The following is a 24,734-nucleotide window of genomic DNA, read 5'->3' on the forward strand; positions in this document are numbered from 1 at the left end:
TTTCTAAAGAGGCAAAAATGCATAATAAAGATAAGAATATGACAACAATTATCAACCATCTCAAAAACACTGGTTTTGTTTTTCAAGGAAGCGAAATTTATGGTGGACTTGCAAACACATGAGATTATGGTCCTCTTGGTTCTTTTTTGAAAGAAAATATTAAAAATGAATGAAAAAAATGATTTATTTTGTCACAACACAATAATTTTTTAATTGATTCAAAAATTTTGATGAACCCACAAGTTTGAATAACTTCTGGACATGTGTCGAATTTTAATGATCCGCTAATTGAAAATAAAACAAATGGAAAAAGATATAGAGCTGACAAAATAATTCAAGAAATTGATCCTAACATTATCCCTGAAAAAATGTCTTTTAATGAAATGCAACAATTTTTAATTGATAATGTTAAAGAATATGATGGTGCAAAATGTAACTGAAGCACAATTAGAAAATTCAATTTAATGTTTGAAACAATGCAAGGAGTAACAGAAGAATCGAAAAGTTCTATTTACTTAAGACCAGAAACTGCTCAAGGAATTTTTGTTAACTTTAAAAATGTTTTAAGAGTTACTAGAGCAAAATTACCCTTTGGTATTGGTCAAATTGGCAAAAGTTTTCGTAATGAGGTTACCCCAGGAAATTTTATCTTTAGAACTAGAGAATTTGAACAAATGGAGCTCGAATTATTTTGTCACCCTAATCAAAGCAATGAAATTTTCGATAAATATTTAGATAAGTGCTATAAATTTGCTCAAAATGTAGGTCTTTCAATCGATCATATGCGTATAAGAGCACACGATAAAGAAGAGTTAAGTCATTATTCAAGTGCTACTAGTGATATTGAATACTTATTTCCTTTTGGTTGAGGAGAATTATTAGGTGTTGCAAATCGTGGTGATTATGATTTATCTTCTCATATGAAAGCAACTGGCGAAAGTTTAGAATACTTTGATCCAATCACAAATGAAAAACTTATTCCGCATGTTATAGAACCGTCAATAGGGTTAGATAGATTAATGCTAGCAGCTTTAATTGACGCTTATGATGAAGAAATGGTTTCTGAAAATGACACAAGAGTTGTTCTACGCTTACCTAATCGCATTGCTCCACATAAATTTGCAATCTTGCCATTAGTAAAAAAATTAAATGAAAAAGCAAATGAAATTTATGACCAATTATTAATGCTTGAAATTTCATGTACTTATGATGAATCTGGTTCCATAGGAAAAAGATATCGCCGTCAAGATGCCATTGGAACTCCATATTGTATAACTATTGATTTTGAAACACTTGAGGATAATTCAGTAACCATTAGAGATAGGGATTCAATGGAACAAAAAAGAATTAAAATATCTGAACTTTATTCATTAGCTAAAGAATTAAAATAACTAAGGAGAACATCAACAATATGAAACTAGACAAACAAACTATTGACAATATTGTTTCATCAAACGACATTGTTGATGTTTTGAGAGACTTTATTGAATTGTATAAAAAAGGCAATTCATATGTTTCTTTATGTCCGTTTCACGAAGATACAAATCCTTCAATGAGTGTTGATTCTCGTAAACAAATATTTAAGTGTTTTGTATGCAACACTGGTGGAAATTGTTTAAAATTCTTAAAATTATTTAAAAAATGAAATCATATAGAATCTCTTAAATATTTAGCTAATAAATCTGGAATATTTTTTGATGAATCAAAATATAAGATCCAAATTGAAAATGAAAAACCGCTTAATGAATTTGACCAGAAAGTCTATGAAATAATAGAAAGAGCAAATTCATTTTATAAATCAGAACTTTTTAAATCATTAAATGCCAATGTAAAAAATTTTTTATCTAAAAGAAATCTAACATACTCAAATTGTCAGGAATTTGATATAGGTTATGCTCCTTATAATCGTTTCTTAGAAATTTTTAAAGACGATTTAGAAAATAATATAACTGCATTACTTGTATCATCATTAATAACAGTAAATAAGGAAGTTTTTTTTAAAAACAGAATAACTTTTGCAATTAGAGATGAAAAAAATAAAGTAGTAGCATTTAGTGCTCGTGCACTAGATGACTCAAAACCAAAATACATCAATAGCTCAGAAAGCAATTATTTTAAAAAATCTGAAATTTTATATAACCTAAACAAAGTTTTTGAACTTGAAAACAATGATGAAATTATCATAACAGAAGGTTTTTTTGATGTAATTGCTTTGAATAAAAGTGGTATAAAAAATTCTGTGTGTCTAATGGGGACATCATTATCAAACAGTCATATAAATAAACTAAAAAAATTCAAAAAAATAACTTTATTTTTGGATGGTGATCAACCAGGAATGAATTCAACATATAAAATAATTCGCTCGCTTTTAGCTTCTAACTATAAAAACATTTATGTTGTTAACAACAAAATGAATAACGACCCTGATGAAATATTGCAAAAATTTGGCAAAGAAAAAATATTAAATCTATTAAGTGATTCAGCTCCATATATTCACTTTATTTATGACTACTTGCGTAAATTACATGGTCTATATGACGGAATTAAAAATATAATTCCTTCTGATGGACAATTTGAAAAATTTGGCTCAGAATTTTATCCATTTTGAAAATCTCTTAATCATGATTTGGCAAATGCAATAAATCAAAAAATCAAAACTGAACATAATAAAGATATGTCTATGGTTGTTAATAAAAATACTTATTTATTTGTTGATCACTATAAAACAGACGAATTAATAAATAATGATTCTAAATTTTATGAATGAGATGATTATTTGCCTTATGATAATTCATATTTTGATCACCATGTTAGTACACAGACTTTTGAATCAGAAAATAAATATAAAAAAAATAAGCCATTTCTTAATTCATCAGTATCAAAACCTAAAACCCAAAATTGAATAGAAAAAATGTTTGTTTTAATAGCAAAGTTCCCTAATTTAGCAAAACTTTTTAAAACAAATAATATAAATGAGCCAATTAGCAAAATTGCAATAAATGATTGTGACAAAAATACACAAGATTTATATGAATATGTAATTGAAAATTCAAAAATTGAAACATCTAAAATACTTGAATATTATGAAAAATATAATCAAAATGGAAAAACCAATTTTATTGATTCAATAGGTTTTAATTTTTTAGATAACTCAAAAGCAGAAACAGACTTTAATGAAATTTACCAAAGAGCCTATATTGAAAGTGTAAACGCAGAAAATTACCACATTTCAAAAATAATAAAAGATAAAATGTCTGCACATAAATTAAAAGAAGAATTGCTTGAAGTGCAAAGAAAAAAAATAATAAAAAGAAATAGAAAATCATATGAAGGGGGAAATAATGAGTAAAAAATCTGAACTTAAAGGATTTATTAAAATAATAAAAGGACACTTAAAAGAAACAAAAAAACAAAGTTTTACACAAGGTGAAGTTTATGAATATTTAGACTCAATAAACATAGAAGTTCCAGATGAAGACATGGATACTATGTTTGAATTATTACTTGATGATGGAATTTTATCACAAGAAATGGATGAAGGTGATGATATTTATGTCGATGAAGATGATATTTTAGATGAAATTGATGATAGCATTGATAAAACTTCTTCAGATAAGAAAAAGAATTCTAATTTGGATGATAATTTTGAAGATTTTCCAAAATCTGATGCTCCTGAATATGATGAAGATCTTGAGGATGATTCAGACTATTCATCAACATTTGAATTAAAAAATAATTTTTCAGATATACAATATGATGAAGAAACTGATGAATTTATGATTCAAGATGATGATTATCATGATTCAAGCTATGATGACGATGAGGAAGAAGAATTATTAAATAAACAAAAAACAGCTAAAAAAGAACCAGCAAAAAGAGGAAGAAAACCTAAATCTGAAAAAATTTTAAGCGAAGATTTGCTTGAACTTGAAGATTTTTCAACAGATGAAATTGATCTTTCTAGCGACTCTAATGTTAAGGATGAAGATTTAAAAAATAAACTTACAGAAACTAATGACATTGTTAAATGATACATGCGTTGAATTGGTAAATATGGAAAACTGCTTACGCCTGAAGAAGAAGTAGCTTTAGCATATGAAATGGATAAAGGTGGATTTAGAGGTAAGAGAGCTAGAGATAAATTAATCAAAAGAAACTTACGTCTAGTTATAAATAATGCTAAGAAATACAAAAATAGGGGCTTGAGTTTCATAGATTTGATTTCCGAAGGAAACTCAGGAATTATAAAAGCTGTCCAAAAATATAATGTAGGCAAAGGGTTTAAATTCTCAACTTATGCTACATGATGAATTCGTCAAGCTATAACAAGAGCAGTTGCCGATCAATCTCGTACTATTAGAGTCCCAGTTCATATGGTTGAAACAATTAACAAAATAACAAAAATTGAACGTGAATTACAACAAGAAACTGGAGAGGATCCAACAGATGAACAAATTGCTGAAAAATATGGCAATGATTTCACAGCTGAAAAAGTTAGAATGATAAGAAAAATTAACATTGATCCTATTTCTTTAGATAAACAAATTGGTAAAGAAAACGACTCATCGTTTAGTGATTTTGTTAAAGATGAAAGTGTTGTTAATCCTGTTGATTATGCTTCTCATGAAGAATTAGTAGAAAGACTAAATAAAATTCTAAAAGAAACTCTTGATAATGACGAATATGATCTTATTTGCAAGCGTTTTGGTGTTGGAATAGACGCTAATGGAAATAAATATAAAGTTACTTCATTAGATGAGTTGGCTGCAGAAAGAAATGTTTCAAAAGAAAGAATTCGTCAAATAGAAAACAAAATTTTAAGAAAACTAAAGAGCAGCCCAGATCGTAGTAGATATCTAAAAGTTTTCATGGAGTAATATGCAAATTAAACAACTCACAAATTTTCTTTTTCGTAAATACCCTCTTAAAAATAAAGAAATATGAGATCCATCTGGTTGAAGCTTTAAAAATAAATTAAGCGATGAACTAACTGGAGTTATTATAGCAATAGATTTGACTTCTAATGCTATAAATGAAGCAATTAAATCAAATTGTAATTTAATTATTACTCATCATCCTTTTAAATTTTATAAAAAATGAGTTGATGAAGAAATATATGCTCCATATAAAAAAGAAATTCTTCAAAAACTTATTGACCACAGGATAAATGTTATCTCTTTCCACACAAATTACGATAATCACAAAAATGGTACAAGCTATCAAATAGCTAAACAACTTGGTTTTAAAGATGAAAATATAAATAATTTTGACTGAAGTTTATACCCTGCCAGTGTTATAAATTTAGAGTTATCATTTACTAATATTGTCGAACTAATTAAACAAAAACTAAACTTTTCATCAATGAGAACAAATTTACCAAAAAGTCTATGAAATAAAGAAATTAATAAAATAGCAATTTTATCTGGCAGTGGTTTTATTGGCGAAGTTAATAAAATAAAAGAACTTGGATATGATTTGATCATTACTAGTGATATAAAGTGAAGCGATTGAATAAATTATAAAGAAACAAAAACACCCATTTTAGAAATAAGTCATCTAGATGAACAAGTTTTTGTTGATGATATTTACAACCAATTGAATAATAAATTTTTTAACATTCCTTTAATTAAGGTAAAAATTCAAAATGAACCTTATGAAAATGTTTAAAATATTAAATAAAATATATTAAAATATTATAATAATCAAGTTTAAAAAATAGGAGGCTATGATGTGAACTAAATTAAATGGTTTCTTAAATCATACACATGAAATTCCAGCAATTGGTGGAATGCAGCACATTTTGTACATTTGCACTGCAATTACATTAGTTTTGTTTATGATTTTCGCTTTTAATAGAGCTAACAGAAAATCAATTAGAGGAGCAATTATATTCACTTGAGTGTTTATATTCCTAAACGAAATTATTTTTAACCAATTCGCAGAAATATCAAGAGTACAAACAACAGAAGGTGCTGCATATAATACTAAATATCTCCCTGTTCAAATTTCATCACTTTTATTGTGAATTCTTCCATTTTACTTTTGTATTCCAAACAAAAAATGAGAAAAATTTATGCTTCCAACTATAGGAATCTCATCAGTTACAATTGGTGGAACAATACTAGCATACCCAGCTTTTGTTTTCACTGAATACCTTGCAAATAACGCATACTTTATAATTCAAGCAGTATTTTCATTCTCACTTGGTATGTACATAATTCTTAAGGGTATACTTGATCCGAGAAAATGAGAAACATATCTTTGACATATGTTATTCATTAGTGGCATAATAATTATTTCAATAATATTAAATGAAATTGTTTATCATTCAAATGCTTCTGAAAATATAAAAGAAAATCTTAACTTTATGTATATCTCTCATAGAACAGAAGTGTTCCCTTACTTTGCTGATTTAATCAAATTAAATAGCTCAATAGCAGATGTTAAAACAAACTTAATTATATTTGTATTCCTTTTTGTATTTGGCATTATGTTTGTTTCAATTCTTATTTATCTTGTATTTTTCTTTATGTTCAGACCATTTGTAAAAGAAATTGATGATCGTATTTTTGAAAACAAAATAGCATCCGAAAAAAGAAGAACAATTGCAAGCTAAAATAACTAATTAAAAAAATAAAAAAACTAGGTCCTAGTTTTTTTATTTTGCTCTTTTTATATATAAATATTATTAATTTTATATTTGGGTGCTATTGCTATCTAATTTAGGTTTTTTTCTTATCAACACTAATCTCATAGGATTTGCACTATTATTTACATTTTCTGCGATTTTATCAACAATGTTCAATTGATCTTTAATTGTTAAATAAGGCAATTCATCCATGTTTTCAAAGCGAGTTTGTAATTTTGATATAAGTTCATTGTAATCCATCTTATAAATTGCTGACGTATCAATTGATTGGGCTAAAATAATTTTTTTAAGCTCTCCCCTATCATTTATACCATCATCAATGTTTATATTAATAATATTTTTATTGTTTTGATCTTCATTTTTAGATAATAAGCAACATAAAAAGTAAGCATGTTCTTCATCTCTTGCTAATACTATGATAACGTTAGTCTTTAACCTATTGTCTCCTTTTATTTTGCTAACGAATTCTGGTTTCAATGCAAGTGGTTTTAGAACTGGTAGAGAAACATTCTCTGTTGTATTTAATTCATTCATATTTTCCATAACTTAATTCTAAATTAGTTATTATGCTCATTTTTCCTACTTTTGTACACATTATTTTTTGTGGATAAATTGACGAAAAAAATGAAAAAGTTAAAAAAATACGAAAAAATAAATTACTTTTGCAATTTTTTCAATAATCTTTTTTGTGGATATAATGTTGATAAGTAAAATCGCAAAATAAAAATAAAAATAGAAATTTAAAAATCTCTATTTTTATCAATTATTTAATTTTATTAAATGATAGTTTATTTTCCGTTTTATTAATAAGTTTAACAATATTTTTATGATGACTAATAACAACCAACACAGATATAATAGTATAAATAATTGAACTAACATATCAATGATCAGATAAATCTAAAAATTTATTAGTCATATCAACATTATTAAATCAGTAACCTAATATCCCACTTATAAATCAAGGAACTCAAAAAAAGATAATTAATATTGAAGATGTTAAAATTGAACCTAATGATACAAATTTAGTTACACCAACAATTGACATAAAAATCACAAAAGCTATTAATAAAAACAATATGTTATTAGCCAATATAAAACCTAATGAACAAGCTACACCCTTGCCACCTTTAAAATTATAAAATATTGGGAAAATATGTCCTATTACAACTCCTAAACCTATTGATTGTGGACTTAAAAAATATTTGCTCGAAAATGTACTAATTGCTTCTACATGATTAAAAAGTGCAGACAAAATAATAATTGGAATTAAAGTCTTAAAAACATCAATTAAAAACACAATAAGGGCAAATTTTTTACCAAAAGTTCTCAAAGTGTTTGTTGCCCCTGCATTATGGCTATTAAAATTTCTAATATCTTGTTTTTTTAGCGTTTTACTTAATATTATAGATGTATTGAATGAACCTAAAATATATCCTAATAATACTAGTGATAAATTCGAAAGTATGCTATAAAAAATATTCATAACTAAATAATATATTAATTTGAATAAATATTTTTCTTAAAAATCAAAATAACTTATAAATTTGTGTAAATGTTTTATAAAAAATATACATCAAATAGATGCATATTTATAAATTAATTGTCTTGTTTTTTAGTAGATTTTTCTACTGTTTTTTTTTATTTTTGATACTTAAAGTATTTTTAAATAAAATTTCTCAAATTTCTTCATATTCTCTAACAGGAATAAATTTAATAGCTTCTAAAACTTCTTCAGGTAAATCTTTTAAATTTTTCTCATTATTCTTAGGAATAAATACATTTTTTATTCCTTTTTTGAAAGCAGCAAATGATTTTTCTTTAAGACCACCTATTTCAAGAACCTTGCCTCTTAGTGTAATTTCTCCAGTCATTGCAACTTCTTGTGAAACTGGTTTTTGAGTTAATGCAGAAATTAAAGCTGTTGTAAATGTTACTCCTGCACTTGGTCCGTCTTTAGGAACGGCACCTTCTGGAACATGAATATGAATTTCATGTGTGTCAAAATCAAAATCTTTGATTCCGAATTTTTCTGCATTTGTTCTAACATAAGAAAGTGCTATTTTCGCAGATTCTTGCATAACATCTTTAAGTGAACCAGTTAAGCGTATTCCGGGTGATTTAGATTCAAAAGCCGAAACTTCAATTTGTAATGTAGTTCCACCAATTGATGTATATGCTAAACCATTCACAGAGCCAATTTGAGGTGTTTTTTCATTGTCACTGTCACTTATTTTAATTGTTCCTAGTAATTCAGGAATGAGATTAATTGTTATTTTAAACTCATCTAATTTTTCTCCAGAAACAATTTTTGTAACTATTTTACGAGCTATTTTATCTAAATTTCTCTTTAATGCACGTACTCCAGACTCAGCTGTATAGTGTTTAATGATAAACTCAAGAACATCATCACCAATTTGAAACTGTTCATTTTTTAATCCTGCTTGTTTAACAACAATATCAATTAAATGTTCTCTTGCTATTTTAATTTTTTCATTGACTGTGTAACTATTAAGCTCAATAATCTCAACACGATCTAACAATGGGGCAGGAATATTTTCATAATAGTTAGCTGTAGCAATAAATAATACTTTAGATAAATCATATTCATGCTCAATATAATTATCTTGAAATTTAGTATTTTGTTCTGGGTCCAAAACCTCAAGCATTGCAGAAGCAGGATCGCCCTTTATGTCACTTGACATTTTGTCAATTTCATCTAATAAGATTAATGGATTAGACACTCCAGAAGATTGAATAGCTTTAATAATTTTTCCCGGCATAGCACCAACATAGGTTTTTCTATGACCGCGAATCTCAGATTCATCATGAACTCCACCAAGGCTGATTTTTACATAACTTTTATCTAAAGCTTCAGCAATTGAACGAGCAAGCGATGTTTTTCCTGTTCCTGGAGGCCCAACAAGTGTTAAAATAGGTACATTATTAAACTGTTGTTGAACTTTATTTTTTGAATTTTCTTTAAATAAACCTAAATCTATTTGAGTATTTTCATCAATTGTAATAAGCTCTTTTTCAGAATTTTCCTTATTAATGTTCTTATGGTTAATTATTAATGATAAGTATTCAATAACACGTTCTTTAACTTCTTTGAGGCCGTAGTGATTTTTATCAAGAACACTTTTAGCATGATTTATATCAAGATTTTCAATTTCAACTTTTCTTCATGGTAATTTTTTTAAGTTAGAAATATAAGTTTGCAATATGTTTGCATCCGGGCTAGATGACATCATACCCTTAAGTTTTTCTTTTTCAGTCTTAATTGATTTAATAATATTTTTTGGATAAATCTGGTTTAAAATAGGGTCATTAGCAATTTTTAAGAAATCACTATCTTCATCTTCTTCAGCATCATTTTCATTAAGTTGTTCCTTAATTACTTTCATTTTTTCACGTAAAAGAAATTCTTTTTGTTGCTTATCTAAATTACTTTGAATTTTTCTATTAATTTCTTTATCAATTTGTTTATCAATTTCTGGTATTGATTTTGAATTTTGATCATTTAATTTCTTATCTTTATTTTTTTCAATTAAATTAATTGCATAATCTCTATCTTCTTTAGTAACTAAACCACTTTTGAAATAATTGTAATATTCATTATAAAAATTAACTACATATTCATCATAAATTTTTTGATTGTCACTTGATTTAATATCCTCAATAGCAGAACGATATAAATCATTATCCTTAATAGAAGAAATAAGATGAGAAATTTTACTACGTTCTTCATTGGTGCACGCATTAATAAAAATACTAATAACATCAACAATTGATGAATATAAAGTCTTTAAATATTGATATTTGTCAATTGGAGATTCAATAGTGTAAATTGCATGTTTTTCATAAGTAGGAAGAGCAAACAAATTACATAAAGCAGAAACAATAGCTTCAAGTTTAGAATTATTATCTGATGCTAAAAACTCACCTTGAGTTTGAAACATTTCACGATTTCAAGCCAAAATTTCATCTGTTGAGAATCCTCTCAAGTGTCTATAAAGATGTAATGCACTAGATCAATTAGAATTCTCAATTAATGATGTAATAATAGATTCAAATCCATTGATATCAAGAGCAGGATCACCAGACAAAATTTCTTCATCAGTTTTATATGAAGCTCTAATTGCTTCAACACCACTAATGTCTCTTAAAAATTTTGCTTCCTTGTTAGCCTTTTTTACTATTTTTCCATTTTCATCTAAATATTGATAGCCATAAATATTAATTGGTATGTATTTATGAATAGCTTTCACAGTAGCCACATTCATAATTTCACCTTTTGAATCGACTTCTTTTTCAATTTTTTCAATAGAACATAAAGTTGCGATGCTTACAATGTTATTTAATGGAATGGTGTTTAAAACTTGATTATATGTAAGATTTTCTGACACAGGCACAGAATTAATTTCAGGAGAATACCACATTAAAAGAAATTTTGTTTTTTCTATTGTTTCTTTATTGTTGTTCTTATCATCTTCATATCTCTTTATAGCTTTTTTTCAAAAAGGGCCAAATTTAATCATGTCTTTTGTTATTAAAACTTTAGTTTTTTCTCTATCGTATAAAACAAAAGAATTTACTGCTGGATTATTTCATGTTGTAAATTTTTGGTTGTTTTTAATGCTTAAAAACAACAGATTTTCAAAAATGTTTGCTGATTTTTCTGTTGAAACTTGATTATTTTTTGATTTTTTTACCATACATTATCTCCTTATTTTTTTATTTAATTATACCAATATTTTAGCACTCTAATAATTAGTCTGCTAATTTTTTATAACAATATTAACTATTTTGTTTAAAACAAAAATTTCTTTTAAAATTGTGACACCTGAAAGTCATTTTGAAGCTTCTTTCTTAGCTAATGACAAAACATATTCCTTATTATTATCAGCAGCAGGAACTAAAATTTGACATTTTACTTTGCCATTTATAGTAACTCCATAATTAACAAAATCAGATTTTAAAATTTCTTGGTCTATTTCAAAATTTCTTAAGTTAGTTAAATTAAATAATTTTTCGCTAATTTCTCATGAAATATGAGGAATGAATGGTTCTAAAACATTTAACGCTACATATAAAAACTCATTTAATAGTAAATTATTATCAATTTTTTCATAAGAATTAAGCACTTCCATTATTCAAGCAATTAATGTATTGAAAGCATATTCATTTTTATTATTTGCATAAATTTCTTCTTGTTTAACAAGTGATTTATAAAGTTTTCTACGACTTTCTTTTTCAAAATCATTTAATTTTGTCGAATCTATCAATTTAGAGCTAAAATTCTCAACTTTTCTTACTTTGCTAAACAAAGTTATTAACCTATTAATAAACCTACTGCAGCCCTCTACTCCATCATCAGATCATTCAAGTTCCTTAGAAGGCGGAGCGGCAAAAAGAATAAATAATCTAACCGTGTCAGCTCCATATTTTAAAATTAAATCATTTGGAGCTACCACATTTCCTTTAGATTTTGACATTTTTGCACCATCTTTAAGAACCATTCCTTGTGTTAATAAATTTGAAAAAGGTTCTCTAAAATCTACATAACCAAGATCAGCCATAACTTTTGTAAAAAAACGAGCATAAAGAAGGTGTAAAACAGCATGTTCAACGCCACCAATATAGTTGTCAACAGAATTCCAATATTTTGTGCTTTGTGAGTCCAAAGCCATTTTTTTTCTTAATTCAGGGGGACATGTAAATCTTAGAAAGTATCAACTAGATTCAAAAAAAGTGTCAAATGTGTCAGTTTCTCTTGTTGCTTCTCCTTGACACTCAGGACATTTTGTTTTTAATCAATAACTATTAGTTGTAAGTGGGTTACCCATTTTATTAAAATCAACATCTCTAGGAAGAACCACAGGAAGGTTTTCAATTTTCTCTGGTACTGTACCGCATAAATCACAATGAATCATTGGGATAGGTGCACCTCAATATCTTTGCCTACTAATACCTCAATCCTGAAGATTAATTCTCTCATCATTTTCTAAACAAAGTGTTTCATAGTCTATTGAGATATTATCAATAGAAATATTGTTTGCTTGAGCAAATTTTAAGTAACTAGGTAATTTGGAACAATTAATGATTTGTGATTTGTTTTTGGTTCCTAGTGTAGAAAAATCAGAAACATAAACATTTATATTTTTTAAATTTTCACCACTTAAAACAAATGGAAAAGGTAATTTAAAACTTAATTTTTCACTGAAATTCTTGCTTTGTGCAGAAACTTTAATTTTTTCTATTTTCTTAATATCTTCATCTGAAATTGTGCCTTTTTCAATTAATTCATCAACTATATCATGGTTAGCACTAATAGTAATAAAATCAATAATTTCAAGATCTTTTTTGTCATTTATAAATATTTCAATGTTATTTTTTAACTCTCTATTTTTGTCTAAAAAAACTGCTTTATAGCCTTTTTCATAATTTATCCAATTATTTTGCATTGATAATACTTTATCTGGTCAAAAGCCTTTTAGATTATTGAGATTATCCTGCAATTCTTTACTGTATTTTCTTATTTTCAAATAATATTGCTCAGTTTCTTTTTTAACAACTGGCATGTCGCATCTTCAACATAAACCATTTATAACTTGTTCATTTGCTAATACAGTTTGATCTTTTTCACATCAATTTAAAAGGGCATTTTTTCTATAAACAAGATTATTTTTTCACATCTCTATGAATAATTTTTGTTCTCATTTTGTATAAATCTCATCACTTGTTATACAGAAATAATCTCAGGCAAATGAGATGCCTAACTGTTTTATGTTTTTATTCATTGTGTCAATATTTTTATATGTTCAATCCTTAGGATGAATGCCATGTTTAATAGCTGCATTTTCAGCTGGTAAGCCAAAAGCATCTCAACCAAAAGGGTGAAGCACATTAAAGCCTTTACGTCTATAAAAACGAGCCAATGCATCGCCTATTGTATAATTTCTAACATGACCCATATGCAAATTGCCCGATGGATATGGAAACATACTCAAAATATATTTCTTGCTTAGATTAAAATCTTTTTTAGGTTCAAAATATTGATTTTCGTCTCAAGTATTTTGTCATTTTTTTTCAATATTTAAAAAATCATAATTTGACATGATGCCCCTTTTTCAATATAAAGTAAAGTGTTATTTTGTACCAAAAATTCTATCCCCTGCGTCACCTAAACCTGGCTCAATATAGCTATTTTCATTTAATCTTTCATCTAATGCAGCTAAATAAATATTGAAATCTTTTCCAAAATTATCTTCAATAGTTTTAACGCCCTCAGGTACTCCAACTAAACAAACAAGACTAATATTTGTAAAACCATCTTGTTTTAACCGTTTTATTGCATCTGATGCACTGTTACCTGTCGCTAACATAGGGTCTACAACAAAAATGTAACTATCTTTTGCAACGTGTGGAATTTTATAAAAATACTCTTCCGGTTTATAGGTTAATTCATTTCTATACATTCCTATATGGCCTACTTTAGCTTCAGGAATTAAGCTAAGTAATCCGTCAACCATACCTAAACCAGCTCTTAAAATGGGAACAAATACAATATCTTTATCAATTCCATCCCCATCAAAAGATAAATCCAGTGGTGTAGTCACTATTCATTTTTTAGTTTGATAATCTCTTAAAATTTCATAAACCATCAATGATGCAATTTCATTTAAATTTACTCTAAAAATTGAGTGATTGGCTTCTTTTGAGCGCATATTTGTTAGCTTAATTTTTATAAGCGGGTGATCAATTACTTTCAACATAACAATTTCCTTTATAATGATATCTACTTACTCTATCTAATATATAATACTTTAAATAATGGCAATAATGCAAAAAACGCACTTTTTTAAGAAAAAAGGCGCTTTTTTCTAAATGAAATATTTTAGAGCTTAAAGTTAAAATTTTATTCGTCTAAGTCTCCAAAATCAAAGTTCATGCTTAAATTGCTTTCTGATTCTTTAGATTCTTCACTTGTAAATCCTGAAAATTTAGAAGCGTCATTTGATTTATTTTGAAAACTAAAATTTTGTTTTTCAACAGAATAGTCTGATGCTTGTCTTTGTTCTCTAATTGAACGTGGCTCAAGCAAGTGTAAATTATCAACTCTTACCTCAACAACAAAAACATTTTGACCATTATTGGTAAATGTTGAAGTTGTTATACCGCCTTCAATTGCAACAAGTGAGCCTTTTGGAGCATAATTGTTCAAAAAATCTGCAGTATTTCTTCATGCAACAACAGGAATAAAATCTGTTGCTTCACTATCATTATTATAATTTCTGCTAACAGCTATTCTAGTTCTTGCAACTGATGTCCCATTATTAGTTTTTGAATATTTAACATCAGAAGCTATTCTTCCAATGATGATAACTTTATTTAAATTCATATTAACCCCTATCAATTAATTTTAAATTATCAAATTTTCACTCTTTTAGCTTTTGGCAATCACATATTGTCGCTTGATTTAACATTAAAAGTAGAATAAAATTCGTCTAAATTTTGAACTTGCACATTTGCTCTCAATTTTTGAGGTGCATGAACGTCAACAGAAAGCAACATTTGTGCTGTTTCTGGTTTAAATTTTCCTCTTCAAACTATTGCTCAATTTATAAAAAAGTCTTCAAGTTTGTTTTTTGGATTAAGCATCACGGCTTCTAGTGAACATGAAATTCCACCTGCATCAGCTATATTTTCAGAAACTGTTAATTTTCCATTACACTTTCCATATTCAGTTTGACGGTTATCAAATAGTTCAATCATCTTTTTGCCTTTTTCATTAAATTTTGCAAAATCTTCATCAGTTCATCATGAATTTAAATTTCCGTCTTTATCAAACTGAGCACCATTATTATCAAAAGCATGGCTTATTTCATGAGCTATAACAGCTCCTATTCCACCAAAATTTGCTGATTCTGATTGTTTTATAGAATAAAAAGGTTTATTTAGTATAGCGGCTGGAAATACAATATGATTCATAAATGGACTATAATAAGCATTAACTTCAGCTGGAGACATTCCTCAATAATTACGATTAATTGGTTCTTGATATTGATTAAATTGTCATGTATTTTTGACAACATTAATATCTAAAGCATTTGATAATAAGTTTCCATTATCAGCATAAGTTTTAATTTTATACTTTGAAAAGTAAGGCTGAATTTCTTCTGGATATCCTATGTGAACACCAAGATTTTCTAATTTTTCAATACCTTTTAATCTAGTTTGTTCACTTAATCAATCATTTATAGATAAACGTTTTTTATAAATATTTATCATTGATTCAACCATATTTTCAACATTTTTCTTGGCTTTTTCACCAAAAGTTTTTTTAGCAAAAAAAGTACCAAAAGGGATATTAAATGCACCATATGCTAAATAAAAAGCACTTTTTTCTTTTTTAGAAGCTTTGCTTTGTCCACTAATAGATCTTTCAAACTCTCCCGAAATTATTCTTGAATCTTCGTTTAAATACATAGAAAACTTAATGATTGTTTTTAGAAACATTCATGACTTAATCTCATCAAAATTTTCATCATTAAAAATGATATCTAAGTTATCAATAAATTTAGGATAAATAACATTAATTTTTTCAACAGTTTTTTTAATTTCTCCTCTATTCACTAATTCTTCACTTAACGATTTTACATTTACATTTTTAATTTTTTTGTTCAAATCATTCATGTTATATATATTGTACATGCTTACATAATTAGCCATCTCAACTGCGCTTGCACTATAATCAACTAATTTTCTGTCAAAACTCAAAGTTTTATTAATAATTGATTGATTTTTTTCTTCATCATCGAAATAAAATTTAAGTAATTTATGAGACATTTTTACAAATGAATTAATTAATTTTTCCTTAAGCGGATGTGAATCTTCATAATATGATTTTTCAGGCAATATCAATTTAGGGCCTGAAAAACACATTATTTGGTCACTAACATTCTTAAAATCTTGAATTATTCCAAACTCGAAAGGAAGTGGAACTTCTCTATATGAAAAATACTTATATTTTTTAAGTAAGTCTTCTTTTTTAGTCAAATTCATAATTAATTTCAAAATGGGTAAAATTGGTTGAACCCCGAGCATTTCACGACGTTTAAAATTTTGTGCCATTTCAGCAAAATTTGCATAATTAACAATAGTAGAATCTAAATTTTTTCTACTTTTTTTGTTAATTATTAATTCATTTGTCTCTTTAATTAAGGCTTTTTCGTTTTTTAAATGTATTTCAGAAAAAGCACCTACACTGCTTCTGTCAGAAGGAATTTTAGCTTTTTTTATTCATTCACCATTTATGGCTTCATAAAAATCATCTTGTATTCTAATGTTATTTTGATTATTCATAGTTCTCCTTATTAATTCTCCCTAATGTTAGAAAGCATATATAAACAAGCTGTTTCAGCGCGCAAAATTGTTTTTCCTAATGAAACAATTTTGCATCCATTTGCTTTTGCATATTCAATTTCCTCAACAGTAAAACCGCCTTCAGGACCAACAATTAAAACACTATTAGTTTGTAAACTAGTTTCAATATTTTCTAAGTTTTGATTTTCATATGCAACATAAATTACTTTATCTTTATTATTTGCAATAATATCTTCAAATTTCATAATACGGAAAAAATCGGGAATTTTGTTTCTAAAACTTTGTTCAGCAGCATTTTTTATAATTTCTTGAAATCTGTCATTTTTACGCTTAAATTCATTTTTAATAATACTTTGATCAACATATTTGCTATTCATAGGAATAATTTGTGTTACTCCAAGTTCTGTTGCCTTTTGTAAAATTCATTCAAAACGTTTAATTTTTATAATTGGGGCTGCGAGTATAACTGAGTGCTCGAACTCATGGTTTATTTCCTCTTTTTTAATTATTTTTGCTTTAGAATTTTCAAAAATACATGAGTAAAATTCACCATTATAATTACATAAAAAAGTTTGATTTTTCACTCTGGCACTTTTTATATGTTTTAAAACTTTTTCATCTAAAATAAAGTAATTATTCTCTTTTTTGCTTACAAAAAATCTATGCATCTTATCTCTTTCTAATTTTATTTGAAATTATACAATAATAATTTATGTTAAGACCTTAATAAATTAAGTGTATGTATTTTTTATAAAATAACAAAATAAAATATTTTCATCTTTATTAAAACTTGATTTTTGAAATAGTTAAATTAACTTATTGATCAATAAAATAGTTCTTTTGGATAAAAAGTAAAAAATAATTTTAAGAATTTAGTGTGAAATCCTATTTTTTTATATAAAATAGGTTTGCAAACGCATAAATAAAGTAAATTTAAACAATTTATAAACATTTATTTATTATGAAAGGCTATGATGAAAAAAATCATTAAAATTAACATTATAGGATTATCGCCAATAGCATCATTAACTATGATTCCGCTATTAACTATTTCTTGTTCTAATGTAAGCAGTAAAGAAAAAGATAAAACAAAAGTTACAACTTCTTCGACTACAACAGAATCTGATAAAAAAGAAACTACAGGCACTTCAAATCCTACTAAAGATGAAGAAGATAAAAAAGAAAAAGGGTCATCAACAGGCACAACTTCTTCGACCACAACAACAGAATCTGATAAAAAAGAAACTACAGGCACTTCAACTCCTACTAAAAATGAAGAAGATAAAAAGGAAAAAGGCTCTTCAACAGACTCAACTTCTTCGACTACAACAGAATCTGATAAAAAAGAAAAAGGGTCATCAACAGGCACAACTTCTTCGACCACAACAACAGAAGCTAGCAAAACAGAATCTCCAGGTACTTCAAATCCTACTAAAGATGAAGAAGATAAAAAAGAAAAAGGCTCTTCAACAGGCACAACTTCTTCGACAACAACAACAACAGAATCCGGTAAAACAGAAACTCCTGGCACCTCTACTCCTATTAAAAATAAAGAAGATAAAAAAGAAAAAGAGTCATCAACAGACTCAACTTCTCCAACCACAACACCAGAAGCTGGTAAAACAGAAGCTCCTGCTGAAACAGAAAAAGACAAAAATAAAGAAGGCTCTTCATCTGGGACAACAAAAAGAGAAGAAGAACAAAGTGATGCACCTTCAAACAACACAATGTTAGAAGAAGATAAAAAAGCTTATGAAAATTCATTGAAAGTTGCTAATGAATTTTTAACTTCTCACACTGATCAAGACATGTATGGTGAAATTAATAAAAAACTAAGTGCAGAAATTGAAAAAGCAAAATCAGCTTTAGCAGAAACACAAACAAAAGAAAAATATTTAAGCTCTAAATCTCTTTTAGATTCAGCATTAGAAAAAGCTAAAAATGATGTAAATGTAGTAAATAATAAATTAACTCCTACTAAAAGTTGAATTAATGGTGGATATATTAATTTTAATTTAAAAACATCTAAGGAAAATTTTGAAAAAATTAAAGATAATCATTTTAGTATGTTAATAAATATTACTAAAGAAAATGGGCAACAAGTAGAAGCAAATGACTCTGCAGGAACTTATCATTTAAGAAATAAGGCTGTGCATATAGCAAATCCGAAAGTAAAAAATGGATTAGTAACATTTGAAATGTCAACTCATAGTTATTTTGATCATAGAACATCTCCTCCAAAAGGATCTTATAGAATTGTTTCACTATGAGATAAATCAGACAATAAAAAAACTAATTTATTAACTAAAGCAACACAACCAGTTACAGTTAATTATTAGTTTCAATCAAATACAACACAATAAAAATGTATTGTATTTGATTTTTTTATTAAAAATTTTCCCTCATAATTTTCAACAAAATAAAAAAACTAAACTTCATTTAGCTTGTTAACTAAAATAGTTTAGTTTTTTATTCTTCAAAAAATAATGGAAATCTTTCTTCAGTTTCATCATCATGTTCTGCTGTGAAACTTGTTGTTTCATGATCTTCTATTATTTCTTCTTCATGAAGTGTATCCTTTTCATTCATGCTTTTTTCAATATTATTACTATTATTATTTAATAAGTCATATGCGCTAAATTCACCTTGACCAGCTAAAAAATTCATAATAAAGAATGATTCTCTAGTGTCATTTTTAACACTCTTGATCATGCCTGTTTTTATGAAAACATCATCATTAAGGTACTCTTGAAGCATATCAATAGCTTGACTTACTTCACCTAAAGTTCCTTTTGAATCAAGTTTAAATGAAACTATAACGTTTTTAAATTGTGGATTCAATTTATCTAAGTTATTTTCTTTAATTATCTGTAAAACAGCTTGTTTCACTCGTTCATTGCCAGATGTTTGCACATGGGTAGCAACTGTATTTTTACCATTTGAAATAAGGTTTTTAAAATCGTTGAAATCAACATTTATATCTCATTCTTTGTTAAGAATTTCATCTATTGTTCTAATCAAATTGATTAGCTGCTTATTTGCCATTTTAAATGCAGCATCAATTGGTAATTGACTATATGAATTGAAAATTTCCTGATTAGATATTACAATATATGAGTTAGCAACTTCTTTAATTTCTTCCAATCCTTTATTTGCAATATTTAATTTTAATTTACCTTCAAAACTAAAAGGGGTAAATAGAACAGCTATTGTTAAAATATTCATATCTCTAGCAATTTGAGCAATTGCACTAGTTGCACCTGTACCGGTACCTCCACCAAGACCTGCTGTTATGACAAGAACATCAGTACCTTCTAAAGCTTCTTTTATTTCCTTTTGAGAATTAAAAGCGCATTCTTTGCCAATTCTTGGATCACTACCAGACCCGTAACCTCTGCTTTGCTCGCTAGTTAACAAAATTTTATTTTTGCATTTATTTTTTGAACTTTCTAAATCTTGAATATCCGTATTAATTACTCATAAATCAATATCAGTATTTTCAACACTGTTATTATCAATTAAATAATTAACAGCATTAGTACCTGCACCGCCAATGCCAAATACTTTGACTTTTATATTCTTATTTTCCGATTTTAAGTCCATGTGCTATCCTTTCTTTTAATTAAATATTGAGTCATTTTTTATGGAAAGAATTTAAAATTTTGTTGATTGTTGTATTATTCTTAACTTCTGCCAATGGTATAGTATCTAATAATTCTAATTGAATATCACGTTTTTGAGCATACTCATTAGCTATATAAGTAGCTCCTAAAAAGTGATTGTCAATTTTGCTAATTATTGATTCTCTATTGTCTAATTCAGAGATAGTAATACCTCTAAAAATATCTTTTAGTACGTCAACAACAAATGCTGAATGTTTTCCTGAAACAATTATTTCATAACTTGGATATGAAGCTCCAATTTCTATTTTTTCTTTTATAAGTCTTCCAACTTGTTTAATTGCTGTTTCAAAAATTTTATAAATTTTTTTATCAATGAACCTATCATCAAGACTTTTTAGTAAATCAAAATTATTATTTATTGCATCAATTTGCAATGAAAAGTTATCATTAGATACACTTGTAAGCTTGCTTAATACTTCAAGTATAGCTTTAGTTTTTATTCTTGTTTTATCATAAAAAAATGTGTTGTCATTTATTTGACCAATAACATTTATAAAGTTTCACGAAAAGTTTAAAGTGAATTTAAATTTATTATCTGGTTTTTGAAGATCTAAACATTGTGATTTTAAAAACACATGTTTAATAGTAATATTGAAAGTTTTGATTTTATTTATCAAACTTACAATATCTGATTCTTTGCTAAAAGTTATTAATTTTTGATGTGTAATTAATTTTGATCCTGATTTATTTACAGGCATATCACCATATTGTTTAGAAAAACCATTTTCGTCTTTAATTTCATACAAAAAAGTTTTATAACTTAATATAAATCTATTTATTTTAGATTCAAAATTAGACATTTTTTCATTATATTCACTTATAGTTTTTTCATTAACCTTTTTATTCTCCAAATCAAAACAATGATTTGAATCTAAAAACTGTAAATCATTAATTTTACTATTTGCATAAGCATCATCAATAATTGCTATGTAAGAAATATTTGTTTTTTGCTTGTTTTTTTTATTTTGATTACTAATATAATTTTTGGCTTCTTTAATAATAGATTCTAATTTTGCTAAATCATCTATTTTATAGTCGCAAATATTATTAATAACAGAAAAGAAATGGCCACCAATATAAGTTGAAAGAACAAATTGAACTTGACTTTTCTTTATATAAAATAAGCCAAAATAATCTTGTTTTTCAACTCTATTCATAGGCATCTCCTTTCTAAAATAATTAACTAAAATATTTTTGTAAGCACTCTAAGTTTTGCACTTCTTGCTCTATTATTACTTACTAATTCATTTTTGCTTGGATTATATACTTTAACACTATATTGTTTTACTTCATTAACTGGTAATTTTGATGGCAGCTTATTCTTCGTAAGTTGGCCAAAAAAGCTTTTAACAATTTTGTCTTCCAATGAATGAAAGGATATAACTGCTAATGATGCACCAGGTTTTAAAAAACTTATAGCGTCATTTAACATAGTTTTAATAGAATCAAATTCATTATTAACTTCAATTCTGATAGCCTGAAAAACTGCCTTCGCTGGGTTTTTTTCTTTTAACAATTTAGCTGGATATGCTTTTTTTATTATGTTTACTAACTCTAAAGTAGTTTTAATTGGTCTATTATTAATGATGGCATTCGCAACTTTATGAGAAAGTTTTACCTCTGCGTAATCATTAAATATTTTTACCAATCTATCTATTTCATAGTTATTTACAATAAATTCAGCATCGAGCTCTTGACTACTATCCATACGCATGTCTAGACGCGAGTCTTTGTTATAACTAAAACCTCTATCACCATTATCAACTTGTGGACTTGAAATTCCTAAATCTGCAATTATGCCATCAACAGATGTAATTTTCATTTTTTCTAATTCTTCTTTTATATTTGCAAAATCTGAATGAATTAGATGAAAATTGTTATTGATTTTTTCTAATCTCTTTCGACTTTCTTCTATCGCAAAGTTATCTTTATCAAAACCAATTAAATATCCATTTGTTAGCATTTTTAAAATTTTAGAAGAATGTCCGCCCATACCCAAAGTTAGATCTAAATAAATCCCATTTGGTTTGATTTTTAGTGAATTAATTACTTCATCTAGCATTACTGATTTATGTTCATTTTGCATAATCATTATTCTTTCTCAGCTAATTTCTGAGCTGCTATTTGAATTGAATTAACATCAAGATTTGATTCATATTCAGCATATTTTTCGGCGCCTCATAATTCTACAAGATCGCCAACACCAATAAGTAACACTTCTTTTTGGATAGCAGCATGGCTTAAATATTGTTTAGGAATGATGAAACGTCCTTGAGAATCCAATTCGATTTCTTGTGTCTTTCCCAATCATGCACGTCTAATTAGTCTAGCTTCAGTACTAAATTGGCTTTGAGAAATCAACTTTGTACTAAATGCACTAAAAGATTCTTCACTTCTAAGCTCAATCACATTATCTAGACCTATTGTGATGTAAAACTTCACGCCCAAACCATCGCGTAATTTTGTTGGAATAGCTATTCTGTTTTTAGCATCAATTTGTCTCGTAAATTGTCCGTACATTATTTTCCACTTTCCTCCACTATCCACCACTATTATACACATATAAAAATTACACTTTTGATAAAAAAATAAAATAAGTTTTTCAAGGAAATTATTAATAATTCCTAAAATTAAAATAAAAAAAATAAAAACCCTAAAAAATAGGTTTTTTAGTAAAAATTGCATTAAAAAAGTAAAAAAATATTTCTGATAAATTATTTTTTAAAATTTCCACTTTTAAACTTCTTTGAATTAATTAAATTTAATAACCAAAAAACACAAAAATTAAATTAATAAAAAAATAACACTGAGTGTTACTTATTTTTGGCGGGAGTTAAAGGAATCGAACCCTTGCAAGCAGTTTTGGAGACTGCAGTACTGCCATTATACTAAACTCCCATATAAACGGCTATTTGCCAAACTTAAAGTGGCAAACATCACCATCTTGCATAACATAATTTTTACCTTCACTACGTAATTTACCAGCATTTTTAGCGCCTAATTCACCATTATAATTAATATAATCGTTATAACTTATTATATCTGCTTTAATAAATTTTTTCTCAAAATCAGTATGAATAATTCCAGCACATTGGGGAGCTTGCATTCCATTTTTATAAACCCAGGCCCTAACCTCAATCTCACCTGCAGTGAAATATGTTTTCAAATTTAAAAGTTCAAAAGCAGCACGAGCTAAAATATCTATTCCGCTCAATTGAATATTATATGTTGATAATCATTCATGAACATCATTATCATCTAATTGAGATAATTCTGATTCCAATTGAACACAAATAGGAATTATTTTTTCATCTGCTTTTAATGATTGCTTAAGTTGTTGATAAAGTGGTTGATTTTCATAATCTGTTATTTGATCTGTTGATAAATTTGCGACATAAATTACAGGTTTAGCTGTTAAAAGATGATAATTTTTAACAGCTTTTAACTCATCATCAGACAAGGAATCAAGCAATACTCTTGCAGGTTGTTCTGATTCTAAAGTTTTCTTTAATTTTTGAGCTAAATTTTCTTCCAAAATGGCAATTTTATCGCCTGATTTTGCTTTTTTTTGTACGCGAGAAATTACATTATTTATAGTTTCTAAATCAGCTAATATTAGCTCAAGATTTATAACATTTTTATCATTTACAGGATTAACTTCATTAGCAACATGCATAATTTCCTTATTTTCAAAGCATCTAACTACATGAATTACTGCATCAACTTCTCTTATATTTGCTAAGAATTTATTTCCAAGACCTTCTCCTCTTGATGCGCCTTGAACTAATCCGGCTATATCAACAAAATCAAAAGTTGCAGGGATAATTTTTTTAGGATTAACAATTCTTGCCAAATTAGTTAATCTTTCATCTTTTAATTCAACACTGCTAATATTAGGATCAATAGTTGTAAAAGCATAGTTAGATGACTCTACTTGATGTTTAGTAACAGCACTAAAAAGTGTACTTTTTCCAACATTTGGTAAACCAATAATTCCTGCTTTAAGACCCATA

19 protein-coding genes and 1 tRNA gene are annotated in these 24,734 nt (G+C 26.9%); 6 read left to right on the plus strand and 14 right to left on the minus strand.

Annotated elements, in window-relative coordinates:
- Positions 1–17 precede the first annotated feature (17 nt).
- The 5 genes from JS510_RS01870 to JS510_RS01890 are packed head-to-tail and all read left to right on the plus strand — an operon-like array spanning position 18 to position 6,616.
- On the plus strand, positions 18–1,391 hold the full coding sequence (locus tag JS510_RS01870) for a glycine--tRNA ligase (protein WP_205517076.1): 1,374 nt from the start codon (positions 18–20) through the stop codon (positions 1,389–1,391).
- 20 nt (positions 1,392–1,411) lie between these two features.
- Positions 1,412–3,349, plus strand: coding sequence for a DNA primase (gene dnaG, locus JS510_RS01875; RefSeq protein ID WP_205517077.1), 1,938 nt, complete (start codon positions 1,412–1,414; stop codon positions 3,347–3,349).
- Complete coding sequence (locus tag JS510_RS01880; protein ID WP_205517078.1) at positions 3,342–4,877, plus strand: RNA polymerase sigma factor; 1,536 nt, start codon at positions 3,342–3,344, stop codon at positions 4,875–4,877. Before dnaG ends, JS510_RS01880 begins: the two co-directional genes overlap by 8 nt.
- Position 4,878: 1 nt before the next feature.
- Positions 4,879–5,667 (plus strand): Nif3-like dinuclear metal center hexameric protein, encoded by a 789-nt coding sequence (locus tag JS510_RS01885; RefSeq protein WP_205517079.1) that lies wholly within the window; start codon positions 4,879–4,881, stop codon positions 5,665–5,667.
- Between the two features lie 58 nt (positions 5,668–5,725).
- Positions 5,726–6,616: a hypothetical protein gene (locus JS510_RS01890; RefSeq protein WP_205517080.1), complete on the plus strand. Its 891-nt coding sequence runs from the start codon at positions 5,726–5,728 to the stop codon at positions 6,614–6,616.
- Between the two features lie 78 nt (positions 6,617–6,694).
- Here JS510_RS01890 and JS510_RS01895 read toward each other — a convergent pair whose 3' ends face one another.
- The 8 genes from JS510_RS01895 to JS510_RS01930 form a co-directional block, all read right to left on the minus strand.
- Complete coding sequence (locus tag JS510_RS01895) at positions 6,695–7,192, minus strand: hypothetical protein (RefSeq protein ID WP_232840937.1); 498 nt, start codon at positions 7,190–7,192, stop codon at positions 6,695–6,697.
- Positions 7,193–7,412: 220 nt separating this feature from the next.
- On the minus strand, positions 7,413–8,135 hold the full coding sequence (plsY, locus tag JS510_RS01900; protein WP_205517081.1) for a glycerol-3-phosphate 1-O-acyltransferase PlsY: 723 nt from the start codon (positions 8,133–8,135) through the stop codon (positions 7,413–7,415).
- Between the two features lie 142 nt (positions 8,136–8,277).
- Positions 8,278–11,367 (minus strand): endopeptidase La, encoded by a 3,090-nt coding sequence (lon, locus tag JS510_RS01905; RefSeq protein ID WP_205517082.1) that lies wholly within the window; start codon positions 11,365–11,367, stop codon positions 8,278–8,280.
- Between the two features lie 63 nt (positions 11,368–11,430).
- Entirely contained in the window at positions 11,431–13,770 is a 2,340-nt protein-coding gene (locus JS510_RS01910) for a class I tRNA ligase family protein (protein ID WP_205517083.1), read from the minus strand.
- Between the two features lie 30 nt (positions 13,771–13,800).
- A complete protein-coding gene (upp, locus tag JS510_RS01915; protein ID WP_205517084.1) occupies positions 13,801–14,427 on the minus strand; it encodes a uracil phosphoribosyltransferase in 627 nt (208 codons plus the stop codon).
- A gap of 143 nt (positions 14,428–14,570) precedes the next feature.
- A complete protein-coding gene (locus tag JS510_RS01920) occupies positions 14,571–15,053 on the minus strand; it encodes a single-stranded DNA-binding protein (protein WP_205517085.1) in 483 nt (160 codons plus the stop codon).
- A gap of 26 nt (positions 15,054–15,079) precedes the next feature.
- Entirely contained in the window at positions 15,080–17,017 is a 1,938-nt protein-coding gene (locus JS510_RS01925; protein WP_205517086.1) for a M13-type metalloendopeptidase, read from the minus strand.
- A gap of 11 nt (positions 17,018–17,028) precedes the next feature.
- On the minus strand, positions 17,029–17,706 hold the full coding sequence (locus JS510_RS01930; protein WP_205517087.1) for a 16S rRNA (uracil(1498)-N(3))-methyltransferase: 678 nt from the start codon (positions 17,704–17,706) through the stop codon (positions 17,029–17,031).
- 306 nt (positions 17,707–18,012) lie between these two features.
- On the opposite strand from JS510_RS01930, the gene JS510_RS01935 reads away from it, so the two are divergent.
- Complete coding sequence (locus JS510_RS01935; protein ID WP_205517088.1) at positions 18,013–19,377, plus strand: hypothetical protein; 1,365 nt, start codon at positions 18,013–18,015, stop codon at positions 19,375–19,377.
- 130 nt (positions 19,378–19,507) lie between these two features.
- On the opposite strand, the gene JS510_RS01940 is transcribed toward JS510_RS01935, so the two are convergent.
- From JS510_RS01940 to ychF, 6 genes are all read right to left on the minus strand, one after another.
- The gene (locus tag JS510_RS01940; protein ID WP_205517089.1) at positions 19,508–20,641 is read right to left on the minus strand and encodes a cell division protein FtsZ; all 1,134 of its coding nucleotides are present in this window, start codon (positions 20,639–20,641) and stop codon (positions 19,508–19,510) included.
- Positions 20,642–20,660: 19 nt separating this feature from the next.
- The gene (locus JS510_RS01945; RefSeq protein ID WP_205517090.1) at positions 20,661–21,878 is read right to left on the minus strand and encodes an MAG3720 family protein; all 1,218 of its coding nucleotides are present in this window, start codon (positions 21,876–21,878) and stop codon (positions 20,661–20,663) included.
- Positions 21,879–21,904: 26 nt separating this feature from the next.
- The gene (gene rsmH, locus JS510_RS01950; RefSeq protein WP_205517091.1) at positions 21,905–22,807 is read right to left on the minus strand and encodes a 16S rRNA (cytosine(1402)-N(4))-methyltransferase RsmH; all 903 of its coding nucleotides are present in this window, start codon (positions 22,805–22,807) and stop codon (positions 21,905–21,907) included.
- A gap of 5 nt (positions 22,808–22,812) precedes the next feature.
- Positions 22,813–23,241 carry a division/cell wall cluster transcriptional repressor MraZ gene (locus JS510_RS01955; protein WP_205517092.1) on the minus strand — a complete coding sequence of 143 codons (429 nt, stop codon included), beginning with the start codon at positions 23,239–23,241 and terminating at the stop codon, positions 22,813–22,815.
- A 304-nt stretch (positions 23,242–23,545) separates the two neighbouring features.
- Positions 23,546–23,619, minus strand: a tRNA-Trp gene (locus tag JS510_RS01960).
- Positions 23,620–23,629: 10 nt separating this feature from the next.
- On the minus strand, positions 23,630–24,733 hold the full coding sequence (gene ychF, locus JS510_RS01965) for a redox-regulated ATPase YchF (protein WP_205517093.1): 1,104 nt from the start codon (positions 24,731–24,733) through the stop codon (positions 23,630–23,632).
- Position 24,734: the final 1 nt, after the last annotated feature.

This window comes from Mycoplasma tauri (assembly GCF_016925555.1).
Classification (GTDB): domain Bacteria; phylum Bacillota_I; class Bacilli_A; order Mycoplasmatales; family Metamycoplasmataceae; genus Mycoplasmopsis; species Mycoplasmopsis tauri.